Raw genomic sequence first — 19,952 nt, 5'->3', positions numbered from 1 at the left:
CCGGGTGCGACGCTGAAATGCCGCGACGGATTTGCGTGGCTTTGTTTCGACGCGATGCCCGTGTCCCGATTGGCCGACGCCTTTGCCCGATGCGGCATGGCCGGCGCATTCGGCGGCGCGCGCGGTAGACAGTTCGCTGGCTTTTGTAGTTAAGTTGTCAGGTACTGTTTTTAGGATATTCGGAACATCCGCTCATCCAGAGGAGATAAGCATGAGTGTCGTTGAAAGCCTTGTTGTGGCTGGCGCAGGTGTCATGGGATCGCAGGTTGCCTGGCAGGCGGCGTGGCATGGCAAAACTGTCGTTGTCTACGATGCGTTTGAGGAAGGATTGAAACGCAGCGAGACATTTTTTTCGTCCTATGGGGATGAGTTCGTAAAAGAGCGTGGTGCGAGCCGCGAAGAGGTCGAGGCGGCAATGGCCCGGATCACCCGGACCACGGATCTGGAGGCGGCGCTTGCCGATGCCGATCTTGTCATCGAGCAGGTGCCGGAGAACCTGAAGATCAAGCAGGAGTTCTGGCAGAATGCTTCGCGCCTTGCGCCCGAAAAGACGATTTTCTGCACCAATACTTCATCGCTTCTGCCCAGCATGATGCTGGATTTCGTGGACCGTCCGAAGAAATTCCTGACGCTGCATTTCTGCGTGAAAGTGTGGGAGGCGAATATCGGTGAGGTGATGCTGACGCCGCAGACCGATCCCGCGATGCGCGAGACGGTTTCCGAATTTGCGCGCGAAATCGGGTTGGTGCCGATCCAGATCGAGAAGGAACAGCCGGGCTATATCCTCAACTCGCTTCTGATCCCGTTCATGCGTGCGGCAATCGAGCTGGTACGGACCGGTGTCGGCAGTCATCAGGATGTCGACCGGGTCTGGCGTATCTGCATGGGCGGGACCGGCCCGATCGAGATGCTGGACAAGGTCGGGATGCAGGTCGCCTATCACCTGTTGGAGGGGCTGGCGGAGATGGGCGATCCGACCGCTAAGGAACAGGCGGAATTCGTCAAGACCGAGTTCATCGACAAGGGCAAGCTCGGCATCGGCTCAGGCGCGGGTTTCTACAACTATCCCGATCCGGAATTCGCCCGCGAGGGGTTCCTTGAGCCAGACGGCAAGGGCTGAGATCACGGGCTGGGGCGGCGTGCCAGCCGCCCTATTCCCATTCGATTGTGCCGGGGGGTTTTGAGGTGATGTCGTAGGTGACCCGGTTTATGCCCTTCACCTCGTTGATGATGCGGGTGGCGGTCTCGCCCAGGAAATCGTGGCTGAACGGGTAGTAATCCGCAGTCATGCCGTCCACGCTGGTGACCGCGCGCAGGGCGCAGGCGTAATCATAGGTGCGCCCGTCACCCATGACGCCAACGGTGCGGACCGGCAGGATGGCGACGAAGGCCTGCCAGATTTCGTCATAGAGCCCGTGCTTGCGGATCTGGTCGATATAGACGGCGTCGGCCTTGCGCAGGATTTCCAGTTTCTCACGGGTGATCTCGCCGGGGCAGCGGATGGCGAGGCCGGGGCCGGGGAAGGGGTGACGGCCGATGAAGCTGTCGGGGAGGCCGAGTTCGCGGCCCAGTGCCCGGACCTCGTCCTTGAACAGCTCGCGGAGGGGTTCGACCAGTTTCAGGCCCATCTTCTCCGGCAGGCCGCCGACATTATGGTGCGACTTGATGGTGACCGAGGGGCCGCCCGAGAAGGACACGCTTTCGATGACATCGGGGTAGAGCGTGCCCTGGGCGAGGAATTCTGCGCCGTCGATCCCGTTGGCGTATTTCTGGAAGACGTCGATGAACAGCTTGCCGATGGTCTTGCGCTTGACCTCAGGGTCGGAGACGCCTTCGAGCGCGCCGATGAACAGATCGGATTCGTCGGCGTGGATCAGCGGGATGTTGTAGTTGTCGCGGAACATGGTCACGACTTCCTCGGCCTCGTTCTGCCTGAGCAGCCCGTGATCGACGAAGACGCAGGTGAGCTGGTCGCCGATCGCCTCGTGGATCAGCACGGCGGCGACTGAGCTGTCGACGCCGCCCGACAGCCCGCAAATGACGCGTTTGTCGCCGACCTGTTCGCGGATCTTGCGGATCGCCTCATCCCGGTAAGCGGCCATGGTCCAGTCGCCGGTGAAGCCTGCCATGCGGATGAAATTCTCCAGCATGGTTTTGCCGTTCGGGGTGTGATGGACCTCCGGGTGGAACTGCACGGCGAAGAAGCTGCGCGATTCGTCGGCGGTGATGGCGAAAGGCGCATTGGGCGAGGTGCCGATCACCTCGAACCCCGGGGCGAGTTCGGTGACGCGGTCGCCGTGGCTCATCCAGACCTGTTCGCGGTCGGAGAGGCCGGCGAAGATGCCGTCCTTTCTATGGCCTGGTGCGGGGGTCACGAAGGCGCGGCCATATTCGGCGTGGTGGCCCGCCTCGACCCGACCGCCAAGCTGGGTCATCATTACCTGCTGGCCATAACAGATGCCGAAGACCGGCACGCCCATCGACCACAGCGCATCCGGCGCGCGCGGGCTGCCTTCGCGGGTCACGCTGTCCGGCCCGCCCGAGAGGATCACGGCTTTCGGCGCAATCTCCGCCAGCGTGGCATCGGTGACGTTCTGATAGGGGTGGATCTCGCAATACACATCCAGCTCGCGCAGGCGGCGCGCGATAAGCTGAGTGACCTGGGAACCGAAATCGATGATGAGGAGGCGCTGATGCTGGGTCATGCTTGGGCATTTACGGCGCGGCGCGCGGCGAGGCAAGGGGCGCGGCGCTGCCGCAGCCCCGTCTGGCCCTGTCACTTTTAGGTTGCAGTTTATGTAAAGAACCGGGGAAACGCATTGCAAAACGGGCAGTTGTGAAATCAACTGTGGGAACAATGACTTCTAGCTGTCGGGAGCAAATTATGATTCGCACCCCTTCGCGACTGTTCATGGCGCTGATCGGCGTCGCTGCCTTGGGGCTCGCCGGCTGCACACCGGACGAGTTCGCCTCTGCCGGGGACAGCAATGCCTCGCTGTCCGTGGGTCAGGTGTTCGACCCGACACTGCCCGATCCTGCGGTTGAGGTGATTGGTCCCGTCTGCGCGGCGCCGGATGCCGATCTGGTTGCGCAGATGCAGGAGCAGATAAATGCCGAGCGGGTGAGGCTTGGCCGCTCCCCGTTGAAGTTTGTCGAAAACCTGGGCTTCGCGGCGCAGGCCCATGCCTGTGATATGGCGACGATGGGTCGGGCGACGGTGGTGGGATCAAACGGGTCGTCTGTGGTGCACAGGGTCCGTGCGGTCGAATATACCGCGTGTTCGTCGGCGCAGTTGATTGGGCGCGCGCGCGATCCTTATGCGCAGGTTGCGGCGTGGATGGGGCATCCGCCTGATGAAGAAATTGCCGTGCATCAGAAATTCGATGATGCCGGTATTGGGGTCGTCCAGTCGGGTGGCCGTTATTGGTGGTCGGTTGTTATGGCAGATAATTGCGGCTGATCGCAGCCCGCAACCTAAGGATACTTGAATGAAAATTATGAAGACGATTGCCGCGACGGCGGCTTTAACCGCTCTGGCGGGCTGTGTTGTGACGCTTCCGGTCGGGACACTCAGCGGCGGCGGCGGGGCGGCCGGGGCGATGGATATTCCTGAAAGCTGTCAGCTTTTGCCGGCAGAGGGGAATGCGGTTTTCGCCGGGGTCAATGCCAAGCGGCAGGCAGCCGGGCTGGCACCGGTTCAGCGCGTTGCCACGCTGGATCGCGCGGCGCAGGTGCAGGCCTGTTACATGGCAAAGACGCAATCGCTTGGCCACACCGGCGCGGGCGGCAGTTCAGCGGGACAGCGTGTGTATGCCGCGTGCGGGCGCTATTGTCAGATTTCGGAGAATGTCGGGAACACGCCGAATATTCCGATGGCGCTGCAATTGTGGACTGAATCGCCGGGTCACCGGAAGAACATGATGAACCGCCGTTACAAGCAGGGCGGTGCGGCGGTGGCGCGTGATGCCAATGGGCGGCTGTGGTCGTCTTCGGTTTTTGCGCGGAACTGCTGACCTGGCAGGCTGAGGGCCGTTGGTCCGCAGGGCCGTCATGCCCTGCGGAAATCGGCAAATGAGCCTGTCACAACAGCTTATCTGTCCCGATGGATGGAAGCAGGGCCGGGGATGGCAATCATCCCCGGCCCTTGCTTTCGGCGTTACAGGCAGATTGGGCCGGAAATAACGGGGCCGGTTGTCCGGCCCCGGTTCCGGGTGTTGCCCTACTTCTCCGGCACCAGCCCGCGTGGGGCGAAGCGCAGGACCAGAAGCAGCACCAACCCCATAGCGATGAAGCGCATATGCGGGGCGCTGCCGAGCAGATGTGATTTCACCTCGCCCGGCGGCAGCGGTGCGGTCAGCAGGCTGATCAGTTGCGGCCCCCAGCTTTCCGCCTTGATCCACAGGAACCAGATCAGGATCCCGCCAAGGGCGGCGCCCCAGTTATTGCCTGAACCACCCACAATCACCATCACCCAGATCAGGAAGGTGTAGCGCAGCGGGTTATACTGGGTCGGGGCCATCAGCCCGTCATGGGTGATCATCATCGCCCCGGCCACACCGATCACGGCGCAGCCGATGACGAAGACCTGCAAATGACGGCCGGTGACATCCTTGCCCATAGCCTCTGCCGCGGTTTCATTGTCGCGGATGGCGCGCATCATGCGGCCCCAGGGCGATTTCAGCGAAAGTTCCGCCAGCAGGATCATCAGGAGCAGCACGGCGGCGAAGAGCGCGGAGTAGTGCAGCTTCACCCAGATCCCCGACAGCTCCGCCGAGGACATGCCCCAGTCTGCGGCGCGCTGAACGAAATCGGGGTCCTGCTGAAGGTTGATCTCATACGGGACGGGACGCGGGATGCCGGTGACGTTCTTGACGCCGCGCGCCAGCCACTCCTCGTTCTTCAGGACGGCGACGATGATCTCCCCAATACCAAGCGTGGCGATGGCGAGATAGTCGGAGCGCAGCCCGAGCGCGACCTTGCCCACGCCCCATGCGGCGGCGGCGGCGAACAGGCCGCCGACCGGCCAGGACAACAGCACCGGCAGGCCGAGGCCGCCGAGATTGCCGAACTGCGCCGCCTGATTGGCCTCGATCGCGTCGACCGCCGGGTCGAACAGGAAGCGATAGGCGAAGAAGCCCACGATCAGCAGCGCGATGATGGCCGGTGCGCGGATGGCTTTCGGCGCACGTTGCCAGGTGATTGCGGTCAGCACGAGGGTTCCGAAACCCACGACGAGGGCGAACATCACCCGCAGGCCGCCCGCTGCCCATGCCCCTTCGACCGGCGCGACGGAGATCAGCACCGGGGCGAGGCCACCGATGGCGATGAAGCCGACGACGCCGGAGTTGAACAGCCCCGCATAGCCCCATTGCATATTCAGCCCGAGCGCCATGACGGCAGAAATCAGCCCCATATTCAGCATGGAGAGCGAGGTGTTCCATGAGCCGGTAAACAGCGCGTTGCTGGTTGTCCCCTCCAGCACGAACAGCACCACGAGGATTGCGAAGATCGCCGGTGCGCGCCAGGGGCTGGTGGCTTCGGCTTGACGTGTCGTTGCCATGATAGGTCCCCCTTACACCGATTTGCCGCGGAACAGGCCGGTTGGCCGGAACAGCAGGACGACGATCAGAATGATGAAGCTGACGGCGAATTTATATTCGGTCGACAGCAGTTGCAGCATGGCATCGCCGGTGTCGAAGCCCAGATACTCGACCACGCGTTTCCACGGATAGGTCACTGCGACCTCTGAGAAGGCGACGATGAAGCCGCCGGCGATGGCGCCAATCGGGCTGCCCAGCCCGCCCACGATGGCGGAGGCGAAGATCGGCAGCAAAAGCTGGAAGTAGTTGAACGGCTTGAACGCCTTGTCCAGCCCGTACATGGTGCCTGCAATGGTGGCGAGTGCCGCGGCGATCAGCCATGTCATGCGCACGACCCGCTCCGGGTCGATGCCGGACAGCAGCGCCAGATCCTCGTTATCCGAATAGGCGCGCATGGCCTTGCCCGACCGGGTCTTGTTCAGGAACCAGAACAGCGCCCAGACGACCAGCACGGCGACGATCAGCGTGATGACCTGGGTGGTGCGCAGGGCGAGGCCCTCTGACAGCCCGGTCATTTCGCGGAAGCTGCGCACGTCGATGACGAAGCGCGCGCCGTCCGCGAAGCGGATTTCATCGACGCCGATCAGCAGGCGGGTGATGCCGTTCATGATGAACATGACCCCGACAGAGGCCATGACGAGGATGATCGGGTCGGATTTCTTGCGGCGGTAGAAGCGATAGACCACCCGGTCGGTCAGCAGCATGGCGATGGCGCATCCGGCGATGCCGAAGGGCAGGGCCAGAAGGGCGACCGGGATCGGGCCGAGGCTGAGGCCGATGGACTGGAACGCCCATGTCACAAGGATGGTCACGGCGGTGCCGAATGCCATCGTGTCACCATGCGCGAAGTTGGAGAAGCGCAGGATGCCATAGATCAGCGTCACCCCGAGCGCGCCGAGCGCAAGCTGCGCGCCATAGGCCGCGGCGGGGATGAAAACGAAGTTCAGAAACACGACAATCGCGTTGAGGAGTTCCATCAGCGGACCCTCCCGCAGGTGCCGGCGTCCATTGAGGCGATGCCGCTGCCGTTCATGATGTTGAAACCATATCTTCCGGTCTGGGTGTTCAGCATAAGGGTAAACAAGTCTCCGGTTTCGGTCTGGCCCTGCCAGATCGGGTCGGTCCCGCCGTTCAGCAATTCGAGCGGCACGCGTTGCCCGCCGGTGCTCAGCGCGGCGTTGGTGCCGTCGTAATCTTTAACGATGATCTGCGGCCCGCCCTCGTCGGAGCGGCAGGACAGGTCGTCCGCGACCGCGACGGGCGGGACAGCGCAGATGGCGGCGATTGTGGGGGCGGCAATGCAACGTGGGTTCATTCGCATTGCCCCGCATAGGTGATCGACATGATCGGGTCGGTCAGATGGGTGGTGAACCGCGCCTCGCCGGTTTCGAGCAGGGTCAGAAGGCGTTGCTTGGCGGGCGACGTTTCCGTGGCCGAGGCAAGGGTGGTGCTGCCATTGTTGACCGCGGCCATTGCCACGGTTTCCGTCGGGTCGGACCACTCCGCCTCCGCCATGCCTGCGCCGTCGCTGATAACCGTCAGCGTGCCGGTATAGCCCGAGTCCGCACATTCATCGTCGATGCATTCGGTTGCGAATGTGCAGGTCAGTTGCACCGATGATGCATCCGGGACGCCGTTCGCGTCCGGTGCCGCGTCGGAGATCGGGGCGATCCCGTCAACCGGGGCTTCGCCGCCGGGCGGCAGCTCTTCGGTTGCGTCCTGCGCGAAGGCGGGCAGGGCGATGGCCAGCAGGCTGGCCGCGATGATGCTGGTTCTCATGGTCTCAGCCCCCCAGGAAGGTGCGGCGCACCTCGTCATTTTCCATCAGCTCCTTGCCGGTGCCAGTATGGGCGTTTGCGCCTTGCACCAGAACGTAAGCCTTGTCGGCGATGTTCATCGCCTGCTTGGCGTTCTGTTCGACCATCAGCACCGGCAGCCCGCCACGGGCAATGGCGATGATGCGGTCGAACAATTCGTCCATCACGATGGGAGAGACGCCTGCCGTCGGTTCGTCCAGCATCAGCAGGCTGGGTTGCGTCATCAGCGCGCGGCTGACGGCGACCTGCTGGCGCTGCCCGCCCGAAAGCTCCCCGGCGGCCTGCTTGCGCTTGTCGGCGACGGCGGGGAACAACTCATAGACCTGTTCCATCGTCTGACGGAAATCGTCGTCGCGGATGAAGGCGCCCATTTCGAGGTTTTCCTCGACCGTCATCGACGGGAAGATATTGTTCACCTGCGGCACAAAGCCCATCCCGGCCTTGACCCGGTCTTGCGGGTTCAGCGCCGTGATGTCGCGCCCGTTCAGTCGGACCGAGCCTTCGCGCAGGTTCAGCATCCCGAAGATGGCTTTCATCGCCGTGGATTTCCCGGCCCCGTTCGGGCCGACGATCACGGCGATTTCTCCCTGCTCGACGGAGATGGTGCAGTCATGCAGAATATCCGGCCCGCTGCCATAACCGCCAGTCATATTCTCACCGATCAGGAACGGGTCGCCCGCGTGGCCTGGACCGACCGGGCCTGAGCGGCGCGTGCCGTCGATCTCGCCCCGGCCCTTGGTGTTCACGATTGATGCGTCGCGGTTGCCGCGCCCGCTGAAGGGATCGCTGTCGCTCATGCGCCGATCATCTCCTTGTTCTTCAGACCCCGGCCAAGATAGGCTTCGATCACGGCTTCGTTCTGCATGATGCTGTCGGCGGAGCCTTCGGCCAGAACCTTGCCCTCGGCCATGACGATCACCGGATCGCAGAGCTTGCCGATGAAATCCATGTCATGCTCGATCACGCAGAACGTATAGCCGCGTTCCTTGTTGAGCCGGGTGATGGCGTCGGCGATGGTCATCAGAAGCGTGCGGTTCACACCCGCCCCGACCTCGTCCAGGAAGACGATCTTGGCGTCCACCATCATCGTCCGGCCCAGTTCGAGCAGCTTCTTCTGCCCGCCCGACAGGTTGCCCGCCTTTTCGTCGGCAAGGTGGTCGATGGTCAGGAATTCCAGCACCTCATCGGCTTTCTTGCGGAGCGCCGCTTCCTCATTGCGGATGCGGCTGCGCGCGAACCAGGTGTTGACGATCCGTTCGCCCGCCTGTCCCGCGGGGACCATCATCAGGTTCTCCCGCACGGTCATGGTGCTGAATTCATGGGCAAGCTGGAAGGTCCGCAGCAGCCCCTTGTGGAACAACTCATGCGGGGGCAGGCCGGTGATGTCCTCGCCATCCATGATGACGCGACCCTCTGTCGGTGCGTAGACCCCGGCGATGACGTTGAAGAGCGTTGATTTCCCGGCCCCGTTCGGGCCGATCAGCCCGGTGATAGAGCCGGTTTCGATTGTCAGGCTGGCGCCGTCCACGGCGGAAAAACCGCCAAACTTCTTGTGCAGGTTCTCGACCTGAATCATCATACCTCCCGTTGCGCACGGATGATGTTCATGCGGCAAGCTCGCCTATCATAAACCAGTTTTTACGTTTTTGTTACAAAAAGCCCGGCGCAGATTTTGCGCCGGGCCGTTTGATGTCACATCCAACCGATCAGTGGAAGCCCACAACCTCAAGCGCACCATCGGTGATGGTGGTTTCGCGGTAGGAGCCCGCGCTTTCGCCCGGTTCGACCAGCTCGACGGCAGTTGCGCCGACATAGTCGATATCGGTGCCAGCGGCGAGCAGTTCGAGGCCCTTGGCCAGCTCACCCGGCAGGATCTGTTCGCCCGGTGCGTTGGCGACTTCCATCACCTTGTCCTTGGCGGCAGCCGGATCGGAGGAGCCAGCAGCCTGCATCGACAGCAGGATCAGGGCTGCGGCGTCATAAGCCTCGCCCGAATAGGCACCGCTGCCGTCGAAACCGCCGGCTTCCGACAGTTCCATGAAGCGGTCGCGACCGTCGCCTTCGGCGGCAGGGTTGATACCGATGGAGCCGTTGATTTCCGAACCGAAGCGGTCAACCAGTTCCTGACCGACCATGCCGTCGGGGAAGACGAACATATCGAACGCGCCGGTGTCGAGTGCGCCACGGGTCACGCCCGAGCCACCCTGATCGACGTAACCGGCCACGACCAGCGCCTCGCCACCGGCAGCGGCCAGTGCCGCGACTTCGGCGGAGTAGTCGCCCTTGCCGTCGTCATGCGCGGCGGAGGTGGTGACATTGCCTTCCATACCCTCGAACGCGGCCTGAATGCTGTCGGCCAGACCCTTGCCGTAGTCGTTGTTGGTGTAGGTGATGGCAATCGATTCGATGCCCTTGTCCTTCAGCAGCTGTGCGATCACCTCACCCTGCCGCGCGTCGGACGGGGCGGTGCGGAAGAACAGACCCTGATCCTCGATGGTGGTCAGTGCCGGCGAGGTGGCCGAGGGCGAGATCATCATGACGCCATTCGGAATCGCCACGTTTTCCAGCGCGGCGATGGTTTCGCCCGAGCACTGGCCGCCGACCATCGCACGCACGCCTTCTGCAACCTGACGTTCAGCCGCGGCGGTACCGGCGGCTGCGTCGATGCAGGTGGTGTCCGACCGCGAGGTCGTCACCGTGGAGCCGTCGAGCAGAAGGCCGGATTCGCTGACTTCCTTGGCCGCGGCCTCTGCACCGGCGGCAATATCGGGAGCCATGGATTCCAGCGGGCCGGTAAAGCCCAGATGCAGACCGAGCTTCACTTCCTCGGCCCCGGCGGCCCCGGCGATCAGCGCGGTGGTGGCGGTGGCAAGAAGCAGATGTTTCATTCTGATTACCCCTGTTGGTCTTGTTGATGAACGAAAGCCTATCGGTGCAAGGTGTCGAAAGTAAAGATCATTATGAACTCGTGTTCAATTGAATCTATTTCGGGCCACCCCTGTTAGCGCTGGGGTTTCCCTTTGTTCCGGTGCGCATTATATAGCGACCTCGCATTGTATTTTATCAGAAGGGCCTCGCCATGACGCAGGAACACCGCACGACTTCCGCCGCCCCCGCTTGGGACAAGGCCGGCTGGCGCGGCTATCCGCGCGTTCAGATGCCGGATTATCCCGATAAGGCGGCGCTGAATGCCGCCGAGGCGCAGCTTGCGAAATACCCGCCACTGGTCTTCGCCGGTGAGGCGCGTCGTCTGCGCGCGGATCTGGCCGAGGTTGCTGCGGGACGCGCCTTCCTTCTGCAAGGCGGCGATTGCGCGGAAAGCTTTGGCGAGTTCTCCGCCGATAATATCCGCGACACGTTCAAGGTCATGCTGCAAATGGCCGTGGTGCTGACCTGGGGCGCGCAGCTTCCGGTGGTCAAGGTCGGTCGCATGGCCGGTCAGTTCGCCAAGCCGCGCAGCTCTGCGACGGAGACGGTGGATGGCGTGGAACTGCCCTCCTATCGCGGCGACATCATCAACGGGTTCGACTTCACCGCCGAGGCACGGATCCCCGATCCGCAGCGGATGCTGGCGGCGTACACGCAGGCGGCCGCATCGCTGAACCTGCTGCGGGCGTTCAGCACTGGTGGCTTCGCGGATATGCATCGCGTGCAAAGCTGGATCGCCGATTTCGTTGGCGGCCCGGAAGCGGAGCGTTACCGCGATATCGCCGGGCGAATCAGCGATGCGATGGCGTTCATGCGGGCGGCAGGAATCACCGCGAAGAATGCGCCGTCACTGGGCGAGGTCGATTTCTACACCAGCCATGAGGCGCTGCTTCTCGAATATGAAGAGGCGCTGGCACGGGTCGACACCACGACGGGTCTGCCGATTGCAGGTTCCGGCCATATGATCTGGATCGGCGACCGTACGCGGCAGCCCGATGGTGCGCATGTCGAATTCTGCCGAGGGGTGCAGAACCCGATCGGTCTGAAATGCGGCCCGACCACGACCGAGGACGATCTGAAAGTGCTGATGGAGAAGCTGAACCCGCAGAATGAAGCGGGCCGGCTGACCCTGATCGCGCGCTTCGGTGCGGGCAAGGTCGGCGACAATCTGCCGCGCCTGATCAAGGCGGTTCAGGCAGAAGGTGCGAATGTCGTCTGGTCCTGTGACCCGATGCACGGCAACGTCATCAAATCCTCAACCGGCTACAAAACCCGCCAGTTCGATTCGATCCTGCGCGAGGTGCGTGAGTTCTTCGCCATCCATAAGGCTGAAGGCACGATCCCCGGCGGCGTCCATTTCGAGATGACCGGCAAGGATGTCACCGAGTGTACGGGCGGTGTACGCGCTGTGACCGATGAGGATCTGTCGGACCGCTACCACACGGCCTGCGATCCGCGGCTGAATGCCAGCCAGTCGCTTGAGCTGGCGTTCCTCGTCGCGGAGGAACTCGGCAACCGTCGCGCGGAGGAGCAGGTGGCGCAAAGCAAGGCGGGGTGAGCCGTCGGGACATGTCGAAGGAAGGGGCCCTTGTGAGGGGCCTTTTTCGTTCGGGTCGGGGTATGGATCGGCGGCGGGTGTTGGTTGGGGTTGGGTGTGGTGCGCTGAAGCGCACCCTACGGGGTTGGAACGGCGGCGTGGATTGTTTGGGGTGGGGCACGGTGCGCTGAAGCGCACCCTACGGGATTGGAACGGCGGCGTGGATTGTTTGGGGTGCGACACGGTGCGCTGAAGCGCACCCTATGGGATTGGAACGGCGGCGTGGATTGTTTGGGGCGCGACACGGTGCGCTAAAGCGCACCCTACGGAATTGAATACGGAGGCGTAGGGTGCGCTTCAGCGCACCATAAAACCACCTACCGCCACAACATCGATAACGCCGAGACCGGATCGTCCTCGCCCCAAATCTCCGCGCCCAAGGCGAAAAAATCCGTGACCGGGCTGAGCCTGCCGATCAGCGTCGCATCTAGGCCCCCTTCCGCGACCACGGGCACCTCGATCATTTCCGACCACCAGGCGAACAGATCAGCCGGGGCCGTTTCGCCATCGCCCAGCCCGGTTTCACCTGCCGGGCCGAAGCTGACATAATCCGCGCCCGCCTCGCCGGCATTCATGCCGTCATGGCGTGAGTTGCCGCAGAACGCGCCGACGATGGCGTCGGGTCCGAGTTCCTTGCGGGCGTAGCGGACCTGCTTCGCGCCGCCGGTCAGGTGGACGCCGTCCAGCCCGTGCCGTTGCGCCAGCTGGATATGATCTTCGATGACAACCGCGACATCCTTGCCATGCGCCACGTCGCGCACCGCGTCTGCGATCCGGCCAAGCTGGGTCTCGTCGCCTGCGCCGGGAATGCGGATGCAAGACACCTCGAACCGTTCGAGCAATTCGGACAGCATCGGGGCGAACGCCCCCGGCTCGGCCCCGACCGGGGTGATAAGGTAAAGCTGAGGTGCCGTGGGGGCGTCGGGCAGTTCGGTCATGGCAGGTCCTTTTTCCCTTGCCTTAGCAGCGGCGTCCGGCACACGCCAGAGCTTGCGGGCTTCAGGGCGGGGCGCTAACAGACCGCATGACCGAGACCGCAACCCAGCCCGTTATCATCCTGACCCGCCCCCAGATGGGTGAGAATATCGGTGCCGCCGCGCGCGCCATGCTGAATTTCGGCCTGACCGAGATGCGGCTGGTCGCGCCCCGCGATGGCTGGCCAAATCCGAAAGCGGTCGCGATGGCCTCGGGTGCGGCAGGGCGAGTGCTCGACCGGGCGCGCGTGTTTCCGACGCTGGATGCGGCGATGGAGGGGATCACCTATGCGTTCGCGACCACGGCACGGGGGCGGGAACTGACCAAGCCGGTCTTCACGCCGGAAACCGCTGCCGCGCGAAACCGTGACGAGATTTCGCAGGGCGGGCGCTGTGCGTTCATCTTCGGACCGGAGCGGGCCGGGCTGGAGAATGACGACATTGCGCGGGCAAATGCCATTCTGACGGTGCCGGTGAACCCGGATTTCCCGTCGCTCAATCTCGGGCAGGCGGTTCTGCTGACGGGTTACGAGTTGTCGCGGGGCGCGCTGCCGGATCAGCCGATGCCGACGCATCGGCGACCAGCAGGCGAAGTTGCGGCTGACCGGGTGGAGATCCAGAAACTCGCCGATCATTACGAGGAAAAGCTGGGCGATGCGGGATATTTCTTCCCGGATGAAAAAGCGCCGTCGATGAAACTCAATTTGCGGAATATGTGGTCGCGCATGCCGCTGACCCGTGCCGATGTGCAGGTTCTTCACGGTTTGCTGCGCCAGCTCACCCGGCGCTAGACCTCTGCTTGCCGAAGGTTTAACACGACGCAATGAACACGACGCGCAAGCCAGAGAAGAGCCGACCGGACAGCCGCGAGGATCGGCTGGGAAAGGCGCTGCGTGCCAATCTGGCGCGGCGCAAGGCACAGGCGCGCGCACGGGCAGACAGCGACAAGGGCGGACAGGCAGAAAACGACGCCCCGGAAAGCGAGGAATAATGGATCAGATCATCGTTCAGGGCGGGGGAGAGCTTCACGGCGAGATACCGATTGCCGGGGCCAAGAATGCCTGCCTGACGCTGATGCCGGCGACGCTGCTGACGGATCAGCCGCTGATGCTGACCAATGCGCCGCGACTGTCGGACATCCGGACCATGACGGCGCTGCTGCAATCACTGGGCGCGGAAGTCGTCTCCATGCAGGAGGGCGAGGTGCTGGCCATGTCCAGCCACAATCTGACCAGCCACCGTGCGGATTATGAAATCGTGCGGAAGATGCGGGCCTCGATCCTGGTTCTCGGCCCGATGCTGGCCCGCGACGGCGAGGCTGTCGTTTCGCTGCCCGGCGGCTGCGCTATTGGCGCACGTCCAGTTGACCTGCATCTGAAGGCGCTTGAGGCTATGGGGGCGGAGCTGGACCTGCGCGATGGCTACGTCCATGCCAAAGCGCCGAGCGGGCGGCTGAAAGGTGCGGAGATCGAATTTCCGGTCGTCTCCGTCGGGGCGACGGAAAACGCGCTCATGGCGGCAACGCTGGCGAAGGGAACGACGGTGCTGAAACACGCCGCCCGCGAGCCGGAGATCGTCGATCTGGCCGAATGCCTTCGCCGCATGGGTGCCGAGATCGAAGGCGAGGCGACCGGCACGATCACCATTCAGGGCGTCGACAAGCTGTCCGGAGCCACGCATCCCGTCGTTGCGGACCGGATCGAATTGGGCACCTATATGCTGGCACCCGCGATCTGCGGGGGCGAGGTTGAATGTCTGGGCGGCCGGCTGGAGCTCATTCAGGCCTTTGCCGACAAGCTGGAAGAAGCCGGTATCGAGGTGACGGAAACCGAACGGGGCGTGAAGGTCTCGCGGAAGAACGGGCGGGTGCGTGCCGTTGACGTGGTGACGGAGCCGTTCCCCGGCTTCCCGACCGATTTGCAGGCGCAGATGATGGCGTTGATGTGTACCGCACAGGGAACCTCGGTTCTTGAGGAGCGTATCTTCGAGAACCGCTTCATGCATGCGCCGGAACTGACCCGCATGGGTGCGCGGATCGACGTTCAGGGCGGACATGCGACCGTGACCGGCGTTGAGAAACTGCGCGGTGCGCCGGTGATGGCGACCGATCTTCGCGCCTCGATCAGCCTGATCCTCGCCGGGCTTGCCGCGGAAGGGGAGACCGTGGTGAGCCGCGTCTATCACCTCGACCGTGGATATGAGCGCGTGGTGCGCAAGCTGCGGGGGGTCGGGGCAAATCTGGAACGGATCAAGGAAACCAATCCCGATGAATGATGCGAGTTTTCACGACGCCGATCCCGGCCCGCTGATGCTGCGTGCCGAGGGGGCGGAGGATATCTCTGTCCTGTCGATGCTGGTGCAGGATGCGGTGCTGACCGGGGCGGATATCACCTTCGACCGCAAGCGCCGTCAGTTGGCCATGCTGATCAACCGTTTCCGCTGGGAAGATGCGGATGACGCACAGCGTGAGGGGCGGGAGTTTGAGCGGGTGCGCTCGGTTCTGGTCGTCTCGGACATTACCGCCATTCGCAGTGATGGCATCGACCGCAATGATGCGGATGCCGTCTTCTCGCTGCTGGCGATGATCTGGGAGCCGGGCGAGGACGGCACAGGCCGGCTGCTGCTGGAATTTGCCGGTGACGGGACGATTGCTGTGGATGCGGAATGCGTCTCCATCGATCTGCGCGACGTCACCCGGCCCTATATCGCGCCGTCACGGCATATGCCGCGTCACGAGGATATGTGACCCCGCCATTCCAGCTCTGGCAGCTGACGCCGGATCGCGCAGAGGAATGGCGCGACATCCGGCTGGAGGCGCTGCGCACGGCACCGGAGGCCTTCGGGTCCAGCTTCGACGAATGGGAAGATCGCCCGCTGGAGGATTTCGCCGCCCGGCTGGCGGGGTGCGAGATGTGGGCGGCAGGGCCTGCGCCCGGTACGCCCAGGGCCGTCGCGAGTTGGGAGCGGGATATTTCCCCCGCAGAGCCGGATCTGGGCTGGGTCATGTCGGTCTATGTCGCCCCTGACGCGCGTGGGCAGGGCTTGGGCGATGCGATTTTTGCCCGGCTGGCCCGGAACGCGGCGAATGCCGGTATGTCCAGGCTGGGCCTGCATGTCGCGCGGGATAACCTTCGGGCGCAGGCGCTTTATGCGCGGGCGGGTTTCATCGCCACTGGCGGGCCGCCGATGCTGAACCATCGGGGGACTTGGGAAATCGAGATGCGCCGGATGCTGCGCCAGCCATTGCGGGTCAGGCTCAGGTCTTTGCGCGCTTGAGCGTTGCGGGCCGGACCGTTAAGACTCCTCGCGCAACAGGAGTGCCCGATGCCGATCAGACTGACGACGACCTCTCCCGATTTCGAGGAACGCTTCACCGCGATGCTCTCTGCCAAGCGCGAGGATTCGGCGGATGTGGGCGATGTGGTGTCGGCGATTATCGCTGACGTCCGCGCGCGCGGCGATGCGGCGCTGATCGACTATACCGCGCGGTTTGACCGGCTGGAACTGACGGCAGAAACGCTGCGGGTCTCGGACGCGGAGATCGCGGAGCAGGTGGCGAAGGTGCCTGACGACGAACGCGCGGCGCTTGAACTGGCGGCGGCGCGGATCCGGGCCTATCACGCGCGCCAGCTTCCTGCCGATGAAAGCTGGACGGACGACGCCGGTGCGACACTTGGCTGGAGATGGACGCCGGTCTCTGCCGCCGGTCTCTATGTGCCGGGCGGGCTGGCGAGTTATCCTTCTTCTGTGCTGATGAATGCGGTTCCGGCGCGGGTTGCCGGGGTTGAGCGGCTGGTGGTCTGTGTGCCGACACCTGACGGGGTGGTGAACCCGCTGGTGCTGCTCGCCTGCCAGATTGCCGGGGTGGATGAGATCTACCGTGTCGGCGGCGCGCAGGCGATTGCCGCGATGGCCTACGGGACGGCAAGCATTGCGCCTGTGGACAAGATCACCGGGCCGGGCAATGCCTATGTCGCCGCCGCCAAGCGGCAGGTCTTCGGCAAGGTGGGGATCGACATGATCGCCGGGCCGTCGGAGGTGCTGGTGATCGCGGATGCGGATCAGAACCCGGACTGGCTGGCGCTCGATCTGATGGCGCAGGCGGAACATGATGCGGACGCCCAGTCGATCCTGATCACCCCGGATGCCGCGATGGCCGACGCGGTCGCAGATGCGGTCGAGCGGCTGATCCCGACGCTGGAGCGGTCCAAAATTGCCGGTGCAAGCTGGCGCGATTACGGCACCATCATCGTAACCCGCGATCTGGCGGAAGCGGCGGCGCTGTCGGATCGCGTCGCGCCGGAACATCTTGAGCTTTGCGTGGCGGAACCGGAGCGGCTGGCGGAACAGACCCGCCATGCCGGTGCGATCTTCCTTGGCGCGCATACGCCGGAGGCCGTGGGGGATTATGTCAGCGGACCGAACCATGTCCTACCGACGGCGCGCTCGGCGCGGTTTTCGTCCGGACTGTCGGTGATGGATTTCATCAAGCGCACGACGCTGGCCCGGCTGACCCCGGGTGCGCTTGCTGCCATCGGTCCGGCAGCGGTCCGGCTGGCGCAATCGGAAGGGCTTGGCGCGCATGGGCAGTCGGTGTCGGCGCGGCTTGCAATCCTGAACGAAGGCGGGCAAGACGAATGACAGGCCGGGTTCCCGCAGCTTTGTCAGTGACGCGCTGTGAGACCTTGCTTCCGGGTCCTGCGAAGGGCAGTCTGCTGAACGCAGCATTCCCGTGCGCCATGACCTTGTTCTTGTTCGCCGGTTTGTTGCCGGCAGATATTTGGTCAATTCATCCGGTGCGTTTCGCGAGTATGCTGGCAGCCTTTATGTTTATGGCTGCCACTGTTTTGGGGAAGAAATCATGAGCCGTCTCATCCGCGTCGAAATCGACGACAGTGCGATCCCGCCCGCATCTTCGCAGGTCGAACAGGACCGGAAGGTCGCGATCTACGATCTGCTGGAGGAGAACAGTTTCGCGCTGCCCGACCGCGACCGGCAGGACGTGCCGCCCGGACCTTACGGCCTGTTGCTGGCGATCCGCGAGGGGCGGCTGGTATTCGATATCTCGACGAAGAATGGCGACAAGGTCGGTGAATTTCACCTCTCCCTCGGCCCGTTCCGTCAGGTGGTGAAGGATTATTTCCAGATCTGCGCCAGCTATTATGACGCGGTGAAAAACCTGCCGCCCGCGAAGATCGAGGCGATCGATATGGCGCGGCGCGGTATCCACAATGAAGGTGCGCGGACCCTTCAGGAACGGCTGGAGGGCAAGGCGGAGATCGACAGCGACACGTCCCGCCGTCTGTTCACGCTGATCTGCGCGCTTATTCCCGAGGGGTGATCCATGCCCGGACAGATACCTCACTCGGTGCTGTTCTGCTGTGATCACAATGCCGTCCGTTCGCCAATGGCCGAAGGGATGATGAAGAAATTCTATGGCCGTGCCGCCTATATTCAATCGGCCGGGGTCAAGAACGATCTGGAGATTGATGGCTTCGCCGTCGCGGTCTGCCAGGAACTGGGGGTGGAGTTGTCCCGGCACCGATCCCGCAGCTTCGAGGAGATGCAGAGCTGGGGCGACGATCTGAGCAGTTTCGATCTGGTCATCGCGCTCTCGCCCGCCTCGCAACGGCAGGCGATTGAACTGACCCGCCACGCGCATCTGGATATTGAATACTGGCCCGTGCTTGACCCGACCGGGCTGGCCGAGGGGCGCGAGGCGGTCTTGCAGAAATACCGCGAAACCCGCGACCAGATCCGCGCCCGGATTATCGAGCGTTTCGGCGACCCGACCGTCCCATAGCGGCGCAGCGCCGCAGGCCATGAACAGGAGGAACTCATGCCCAGCACCGACCCTATCGTTATCGTTTCCGCCGCGCGAACCCCGATGGGCGGGTTTCAGGGGGATTTCGCCACGGTTCCGGCGGCAGATCTCGGCGCGGCGGCGGTCAGGGCTGCGGTCGAGCGCAGCGGGGTCGCGGCTGATCAGGTCGAAGAAATCGTCATGGGCTGCGTTCTGCCTGCTGGGCAAGGGCAGGCCCCGGCCCGGCAGGCGGGGCTTGGGGCAGGCTTGCCGCTTGGCGTCGGGGCGACGACGGTCAACAAGATGTGCGGTTCGGGTATGAAAGCGGCGATGCTGGTTCATGATCTGCTTCTGGCAGGCAGCGCCGATATTGCCGTGGCGGGCGGCATGGAGAGCATGTCGAATGCGCCCTATCTGCTGCCGAAAGCGCGTGCAGGAATGCGCATGGGGCATGGTCAGGTCATGGATCACATGTTCCTCGACGGGCTGGAGGACGCTTACGACAAGGGCCGGCTTATGGGCACCTTCGCCGAGGACTGCGCGCAGAGCTATGGTTTCACGCGCCAGGAGCAGGACGGTTTTGCCATCGAATCCCTCACACGCGCGCAGAAGGCGATTGAGGAGGGGAAATTTGCCACGGAGGTCACGCCGGTCACGGTGCCGGGGCGCAAGGGCGATGTCGTGGTGGAGATTGACGAACAGCCGGGCAAGGCCAATCTCGACAAGATCCCGACGCTGAAACCGGCCTTCCGGAAGGACGGGACGGTCACGGCGGCGAACAGTTCCTCAATCTCGGACGGGGCGGCGGCAATGGTTCTGATGCGGCGCAGTCAGGCGGAGAAGCTGGGTGTCACGCCGCTGGCCGTGATTGTGGGCCATGCCACCTATGCCGACAAGCCAAGCCTGTTTCCGACCGCCCCTGTCGGTGCGATGACGCGGCTGGCGGAGCGGATCGGCTGGGATCTGGCGGATGTCGATCTGTTCGAGATCAACGAGGCATTCGCCGTTGTTACAATGGCCGCGATGCGCGATCTGACGCTTCCGCATGACAAGGTGAACGTGCATGGCGGGGCCTGCGCGCTCGGCCATCCGATCGGGGCGTCCGGTGCACGGGTGATGGTGACGCTGCTTGCCGCGCTTGAAACATATGGGCTGAAACGCGGCGTCGCCTCGCTTTGCATTGGCGGCGGCGAGGCGACGGCGGTGGCGGTTGAGTGGATCGGTTAGGCGCGG

22 protein-coding genes are annotated in these 19,952 nt (G+C 63.6%); 13 read left to right on the top strand and 9 right to left on the bottom strand.

All coding sequences use genetic code 11. The features are described from left to right. The first annotated feature begins 211 nt into the window (after nt 1-211). A complete protein-coding gene (locus PAF12_RS10840; protein ID WP_271106944.1) occupies nt 212-1,120 on the top strand; it encodes a 3-hydroxyacyl-CoA dehydrogenase in 909 nt (302 codons plus the stop codon). Nucleotides 1,121-1,151: 31 nt separating this feature from the next. Here PAF12_RS10840 and guaA read toward each other — a convergent pair whose 3' ends face one another. Continuing rightward, entirely contained in the window at nt 1,152-2,705 is a 1,554-nt protein-coding gene (guaA, locus tag PAF12_RS10835; protein WP_271106943.1) for a glutamine-hydrolyzing GMP synthase, read from the bottom strand. A 179-nt stretch (nt 2,706-2,884) separates the two neighbouring features. Between guaA and PAF12_RS10830 the strand changes: the two genes are divergently transcribed. Beyond that, entirely contained in the window at nt 2,885-3,460 is a 576-nt protein-coding gene (locus tag PAF12_RS10830; protein ID WP_271106942.1) for a CAP domain-containing protein, read from the top strand. A 28-nt stretch (nt 3,461-3,488) separates the two neighbouring features. Next, on the top strand, nt 3,489-4,013 hold the full coding sequence (locus PAF12_RS10825; RefSeq protein ID WP_271106941.1) for a CAP domain-containing protein: 525 nt from the start codon (nt 3,489-3,491) through the stop codon (nt 4,011-4,013). A gap of 206 nt (nt 4,014-4,219) precedes the next feature. Here PAF12_RS10825 and PAF12_RS10820 read toward each other — a convergent pair whose 3' ends face one another. From PAF12_RS10820 to PAF12_RS10790, 7 genes are all read right to left on the bottom strand, one after another. Beyond that, nucleotides 4,220-5,560 (bottom strand): branched-chain amino acid ABC transporter permease, encoded by a 1,341-nt coding sequence (locus PAF12_RS10820; protein ID WP_271106940.1) that lies wholly within the window; start codon nt 5,558-5,560, stop codon nt 4,220-4,222. Nucleotides 5,561-5,572: 12 nt separating this feature from the next. Next, the gene (locus PAF12_RS10815; protein ID WP_271106939.1) at nt 5,573-6,577 is read right to left on the bottom strand and encodes a branched-chain amino acid ABC transporter permease; all 1,005 of its coding nucleotides are present in this window, start codon (nt 6,575-6,577) and stop codon (nt 5,573-5,575) included. Then, on the bottom strand, nt 6,577-6,915 hold the full coding sequence (locus PAF12_RS10810; protein ID WP_271106938.1) for a hypothetical protein: 339 nt from the start codon (nt 6,913-6,915) through the stop codon (nt 6,577-6,579). Before PAF12_RS10810 ends, PAF12_RS10815 begins: the two co-directional genes overlap by 1 nt. Next, entirely contained in the window at nt 6,912-7,379 is a 468-nt protein-coding gene (locus tag PAF12_RS10805; RefSeq protein ID WP_271106937.1) for a hypothetical protein, read from the bottom strand. Before PAF12_RS10805 ends, PAF12_RS10810 begins: the two co-directional genes overlap by 4 nt. Before the next feature lie 4 nt (nt 7,380-7,383). Continuing rightward, on the bottom strand, nt 7,384-8,214 hold the full coding sequence (locus PAF12_RS10800) for an ABC transporter ATP-binding protein (protein ID WP_271106936.1): 831 nt from the start codon (nt 8,212-8,214) through the stop codon (nt 7,384-7,386). Then, nucleotides 8,211-8,993: an ABC transporter ATP-binding protein gene (locus PAF12_RS10795; RefSeq protein WP_271109690.1), complete on the bottom strand. Its 783-nt coding sequence runs from the start codon at nt 8,991-8,993 to the stop codon at nt 8,211-8,213. The genes PAF12_RS10800 and PAF12_RS10795 overlap by 4 nt, the downstream gene beginning before the upstream one ends. Nucleotides 8,994-9,123: 130 nt before the next feature. After that, nucleotides 9,124-10,305, bottom strand: coding sequence for an ABC transporter substrate-binding protein (locus PAF12_RS10790; protein ID WP_271106935.1), 1,182 nt, complete (start codon nt 10,303-10,305; stop codon nt 9,124-9,126). Between the two features lie 191 nt (nt 10,306-10,496). On the opposite strand from PAF12_RS10790, the gene PAF12_RS10785 reads away from it, so the two are divergent. Further along, nucleotides 10,497-11,903, top strand: coding sequence for a class II 3-deoxy-7-phosphoheptulonate synthase (locus PAF12_RS10785; RefSeq protein WP_271106934.1), 1,407 nt, complete (start codon nt 10,497-10,499; stop codon nt 11,901-11,903). Nucleotides 11,904-12,259: 356 nt separating this feature from the next. On the opposite strand, the gene PAF12_RS10780 is transcribed toward PAF12_RS10785, so the two are convergent. Beyond that, nucleotides 12,260-12,880, bottom strand: coding sequence for a thiamine phosphate synthase (locus PAF12_RS10780; RefSeq protein WP_271106933.1), 621 nt, complete (start codon nt 12,878-12,880; stop codon nt 12,260-12,262). Between the two features lie 86 nt (nt 12,881-12,966). Between PAF12_RS10780 and PAF12_RS10775 the strand changes: the two genes are divergently transcribed. The 9 genes from PAF12_RS10775 (at nt 12,967) to PAF12_RS10735 (ending at nt 19,946) form a co-directional block, all read left to right on the top strand. After that, the gene (locus PAF12_RS10775; protein ID WP_271106932.1) at nt 12,967-13,707 is read left to right on the top strand and encodes an RNA methyltransferase; all 741 of its coding nucleotides are present in this window, start codon (nt 12,967-12,969) and stop codon (nt 13,705-13,707) included. A 32-nt stretch (nt 13,708-13,739) separates the two neighbouring features. Next, on the top strand, nt 13,740-13,907 hold the full coding sequence (locus PAF12_RS10770; protein WP_271106931.1) for a hypothetical protein: 168 nt from the start codon (nt 13,740-13,742) through the stop codon (nt 13,905-13,907). Continuing rightward, a complete protein-coding gene (gene murA / locus PAF12_RS10765) occupies nt 13,907-15,190 on the top strand; it encodes a UDP-N-acetylglucosamine 1-carboxyvinyltransferase (protein WP_271106930.1) in 1,284 nt (427 codons plus the stop codon). The genes PAF12_RS10770 and murA overlap by 1 nt, the downstream gene beginning before the upstream one ends. Then, nucleotides 15,183-15,662, top strand: a complete 480-nt coding sequence (locus PAF12_RS10760) for a DUF2948 family protein (RefSeq protein ID WP_271106929.1) — start codon at nt 15,183-15,185, stop codon at nt 15,660-15,662. The genes murA and PAF12_RS10760 overlap by 8 nt, the downstream gene beginning before the upstream one ends. Next, nucleotides 15,659-16,192: a GNAT family N-acetyltransferase gene (locus PAF12_RS10755; protein WP_271106928.1), complete on the top strand. Its 534-nt coding sequence runs from the start codon at nt 15,659-15,661 to the stop codon at nt 16,190-16,192. Before PAF12_RS10760 ends, PAF12_RS10755 begins: the two co-directional genes overlap by 4 nt. 48 nt (nt 16,193-16,240) lie before the next feature. Further along, nucleotides 16,241-17,557, top strand: a complete 1,317-nt coding sequence (gene hisD, locus PAF12_RS10750) for a histidinol dehydrogenase (protein ID WP_271106927.1) — start codon at nt 16,241-16,243, stop codon at nt 17,555-17,557. A gap of 220 nt (nt 17,558-17,777) precedes the next feature. Beyond that, entirely contained in the window at nt 17,778-18,257 is a 480-nt protein-coding gene (locus PAF12_RS10745; protein WP_271106926.1) for a UPF0262 family protein, read from the top strand. Nucleotides 18,258-18,260: 3 nt separating this feature from the next. Then, the gene (locus tag PAF12_RS10740) at nt 18,261-18,719 is read left to right on the top strand and encodes a low molecular weight phosphatase family protein (RefSeq protein WP_271106925.1); all 459 of its coding nucleotides are present in this window, start codon (nt 18,261-18,263) and stop codon (nt 18,717-18,719) included. A 36-nt stretch (nt 18,720-18,755) separates the two neighbouring features. Continuing rightward, the gene (locus PAF12_RS10735; RefSeq protein ID WP_271106924.1) at nt 18,756-19,946 is read left to right on the top strand and encodes an acetyl-CoA C-acetyltransferase; all 1,191 of its coding nucleotides are present in this window, start codon (nt 18,756-18,758) and stop codon (nt 19,944-19,946) included. The last annotated feature ends 6 nt before the right edge of the window (nt 19,947-19,952 follow it).

It is taken from the genome of Paracoccus sp. SCSIO 75233 (assembly GCF_027912675.1).
In the GTDB taxonomy this organism is placed as follows: Bacteria; Pseudomonadota; Alphaproteobacteria; order Rhodobacterales; family Rhodobacteraceae; genus Paracoccus.
The sequence above is the reverse complement of the archived record's forward strand: the minus strand, read 5'-3'. Positions and strand labels throughout refer to the sequence as shown.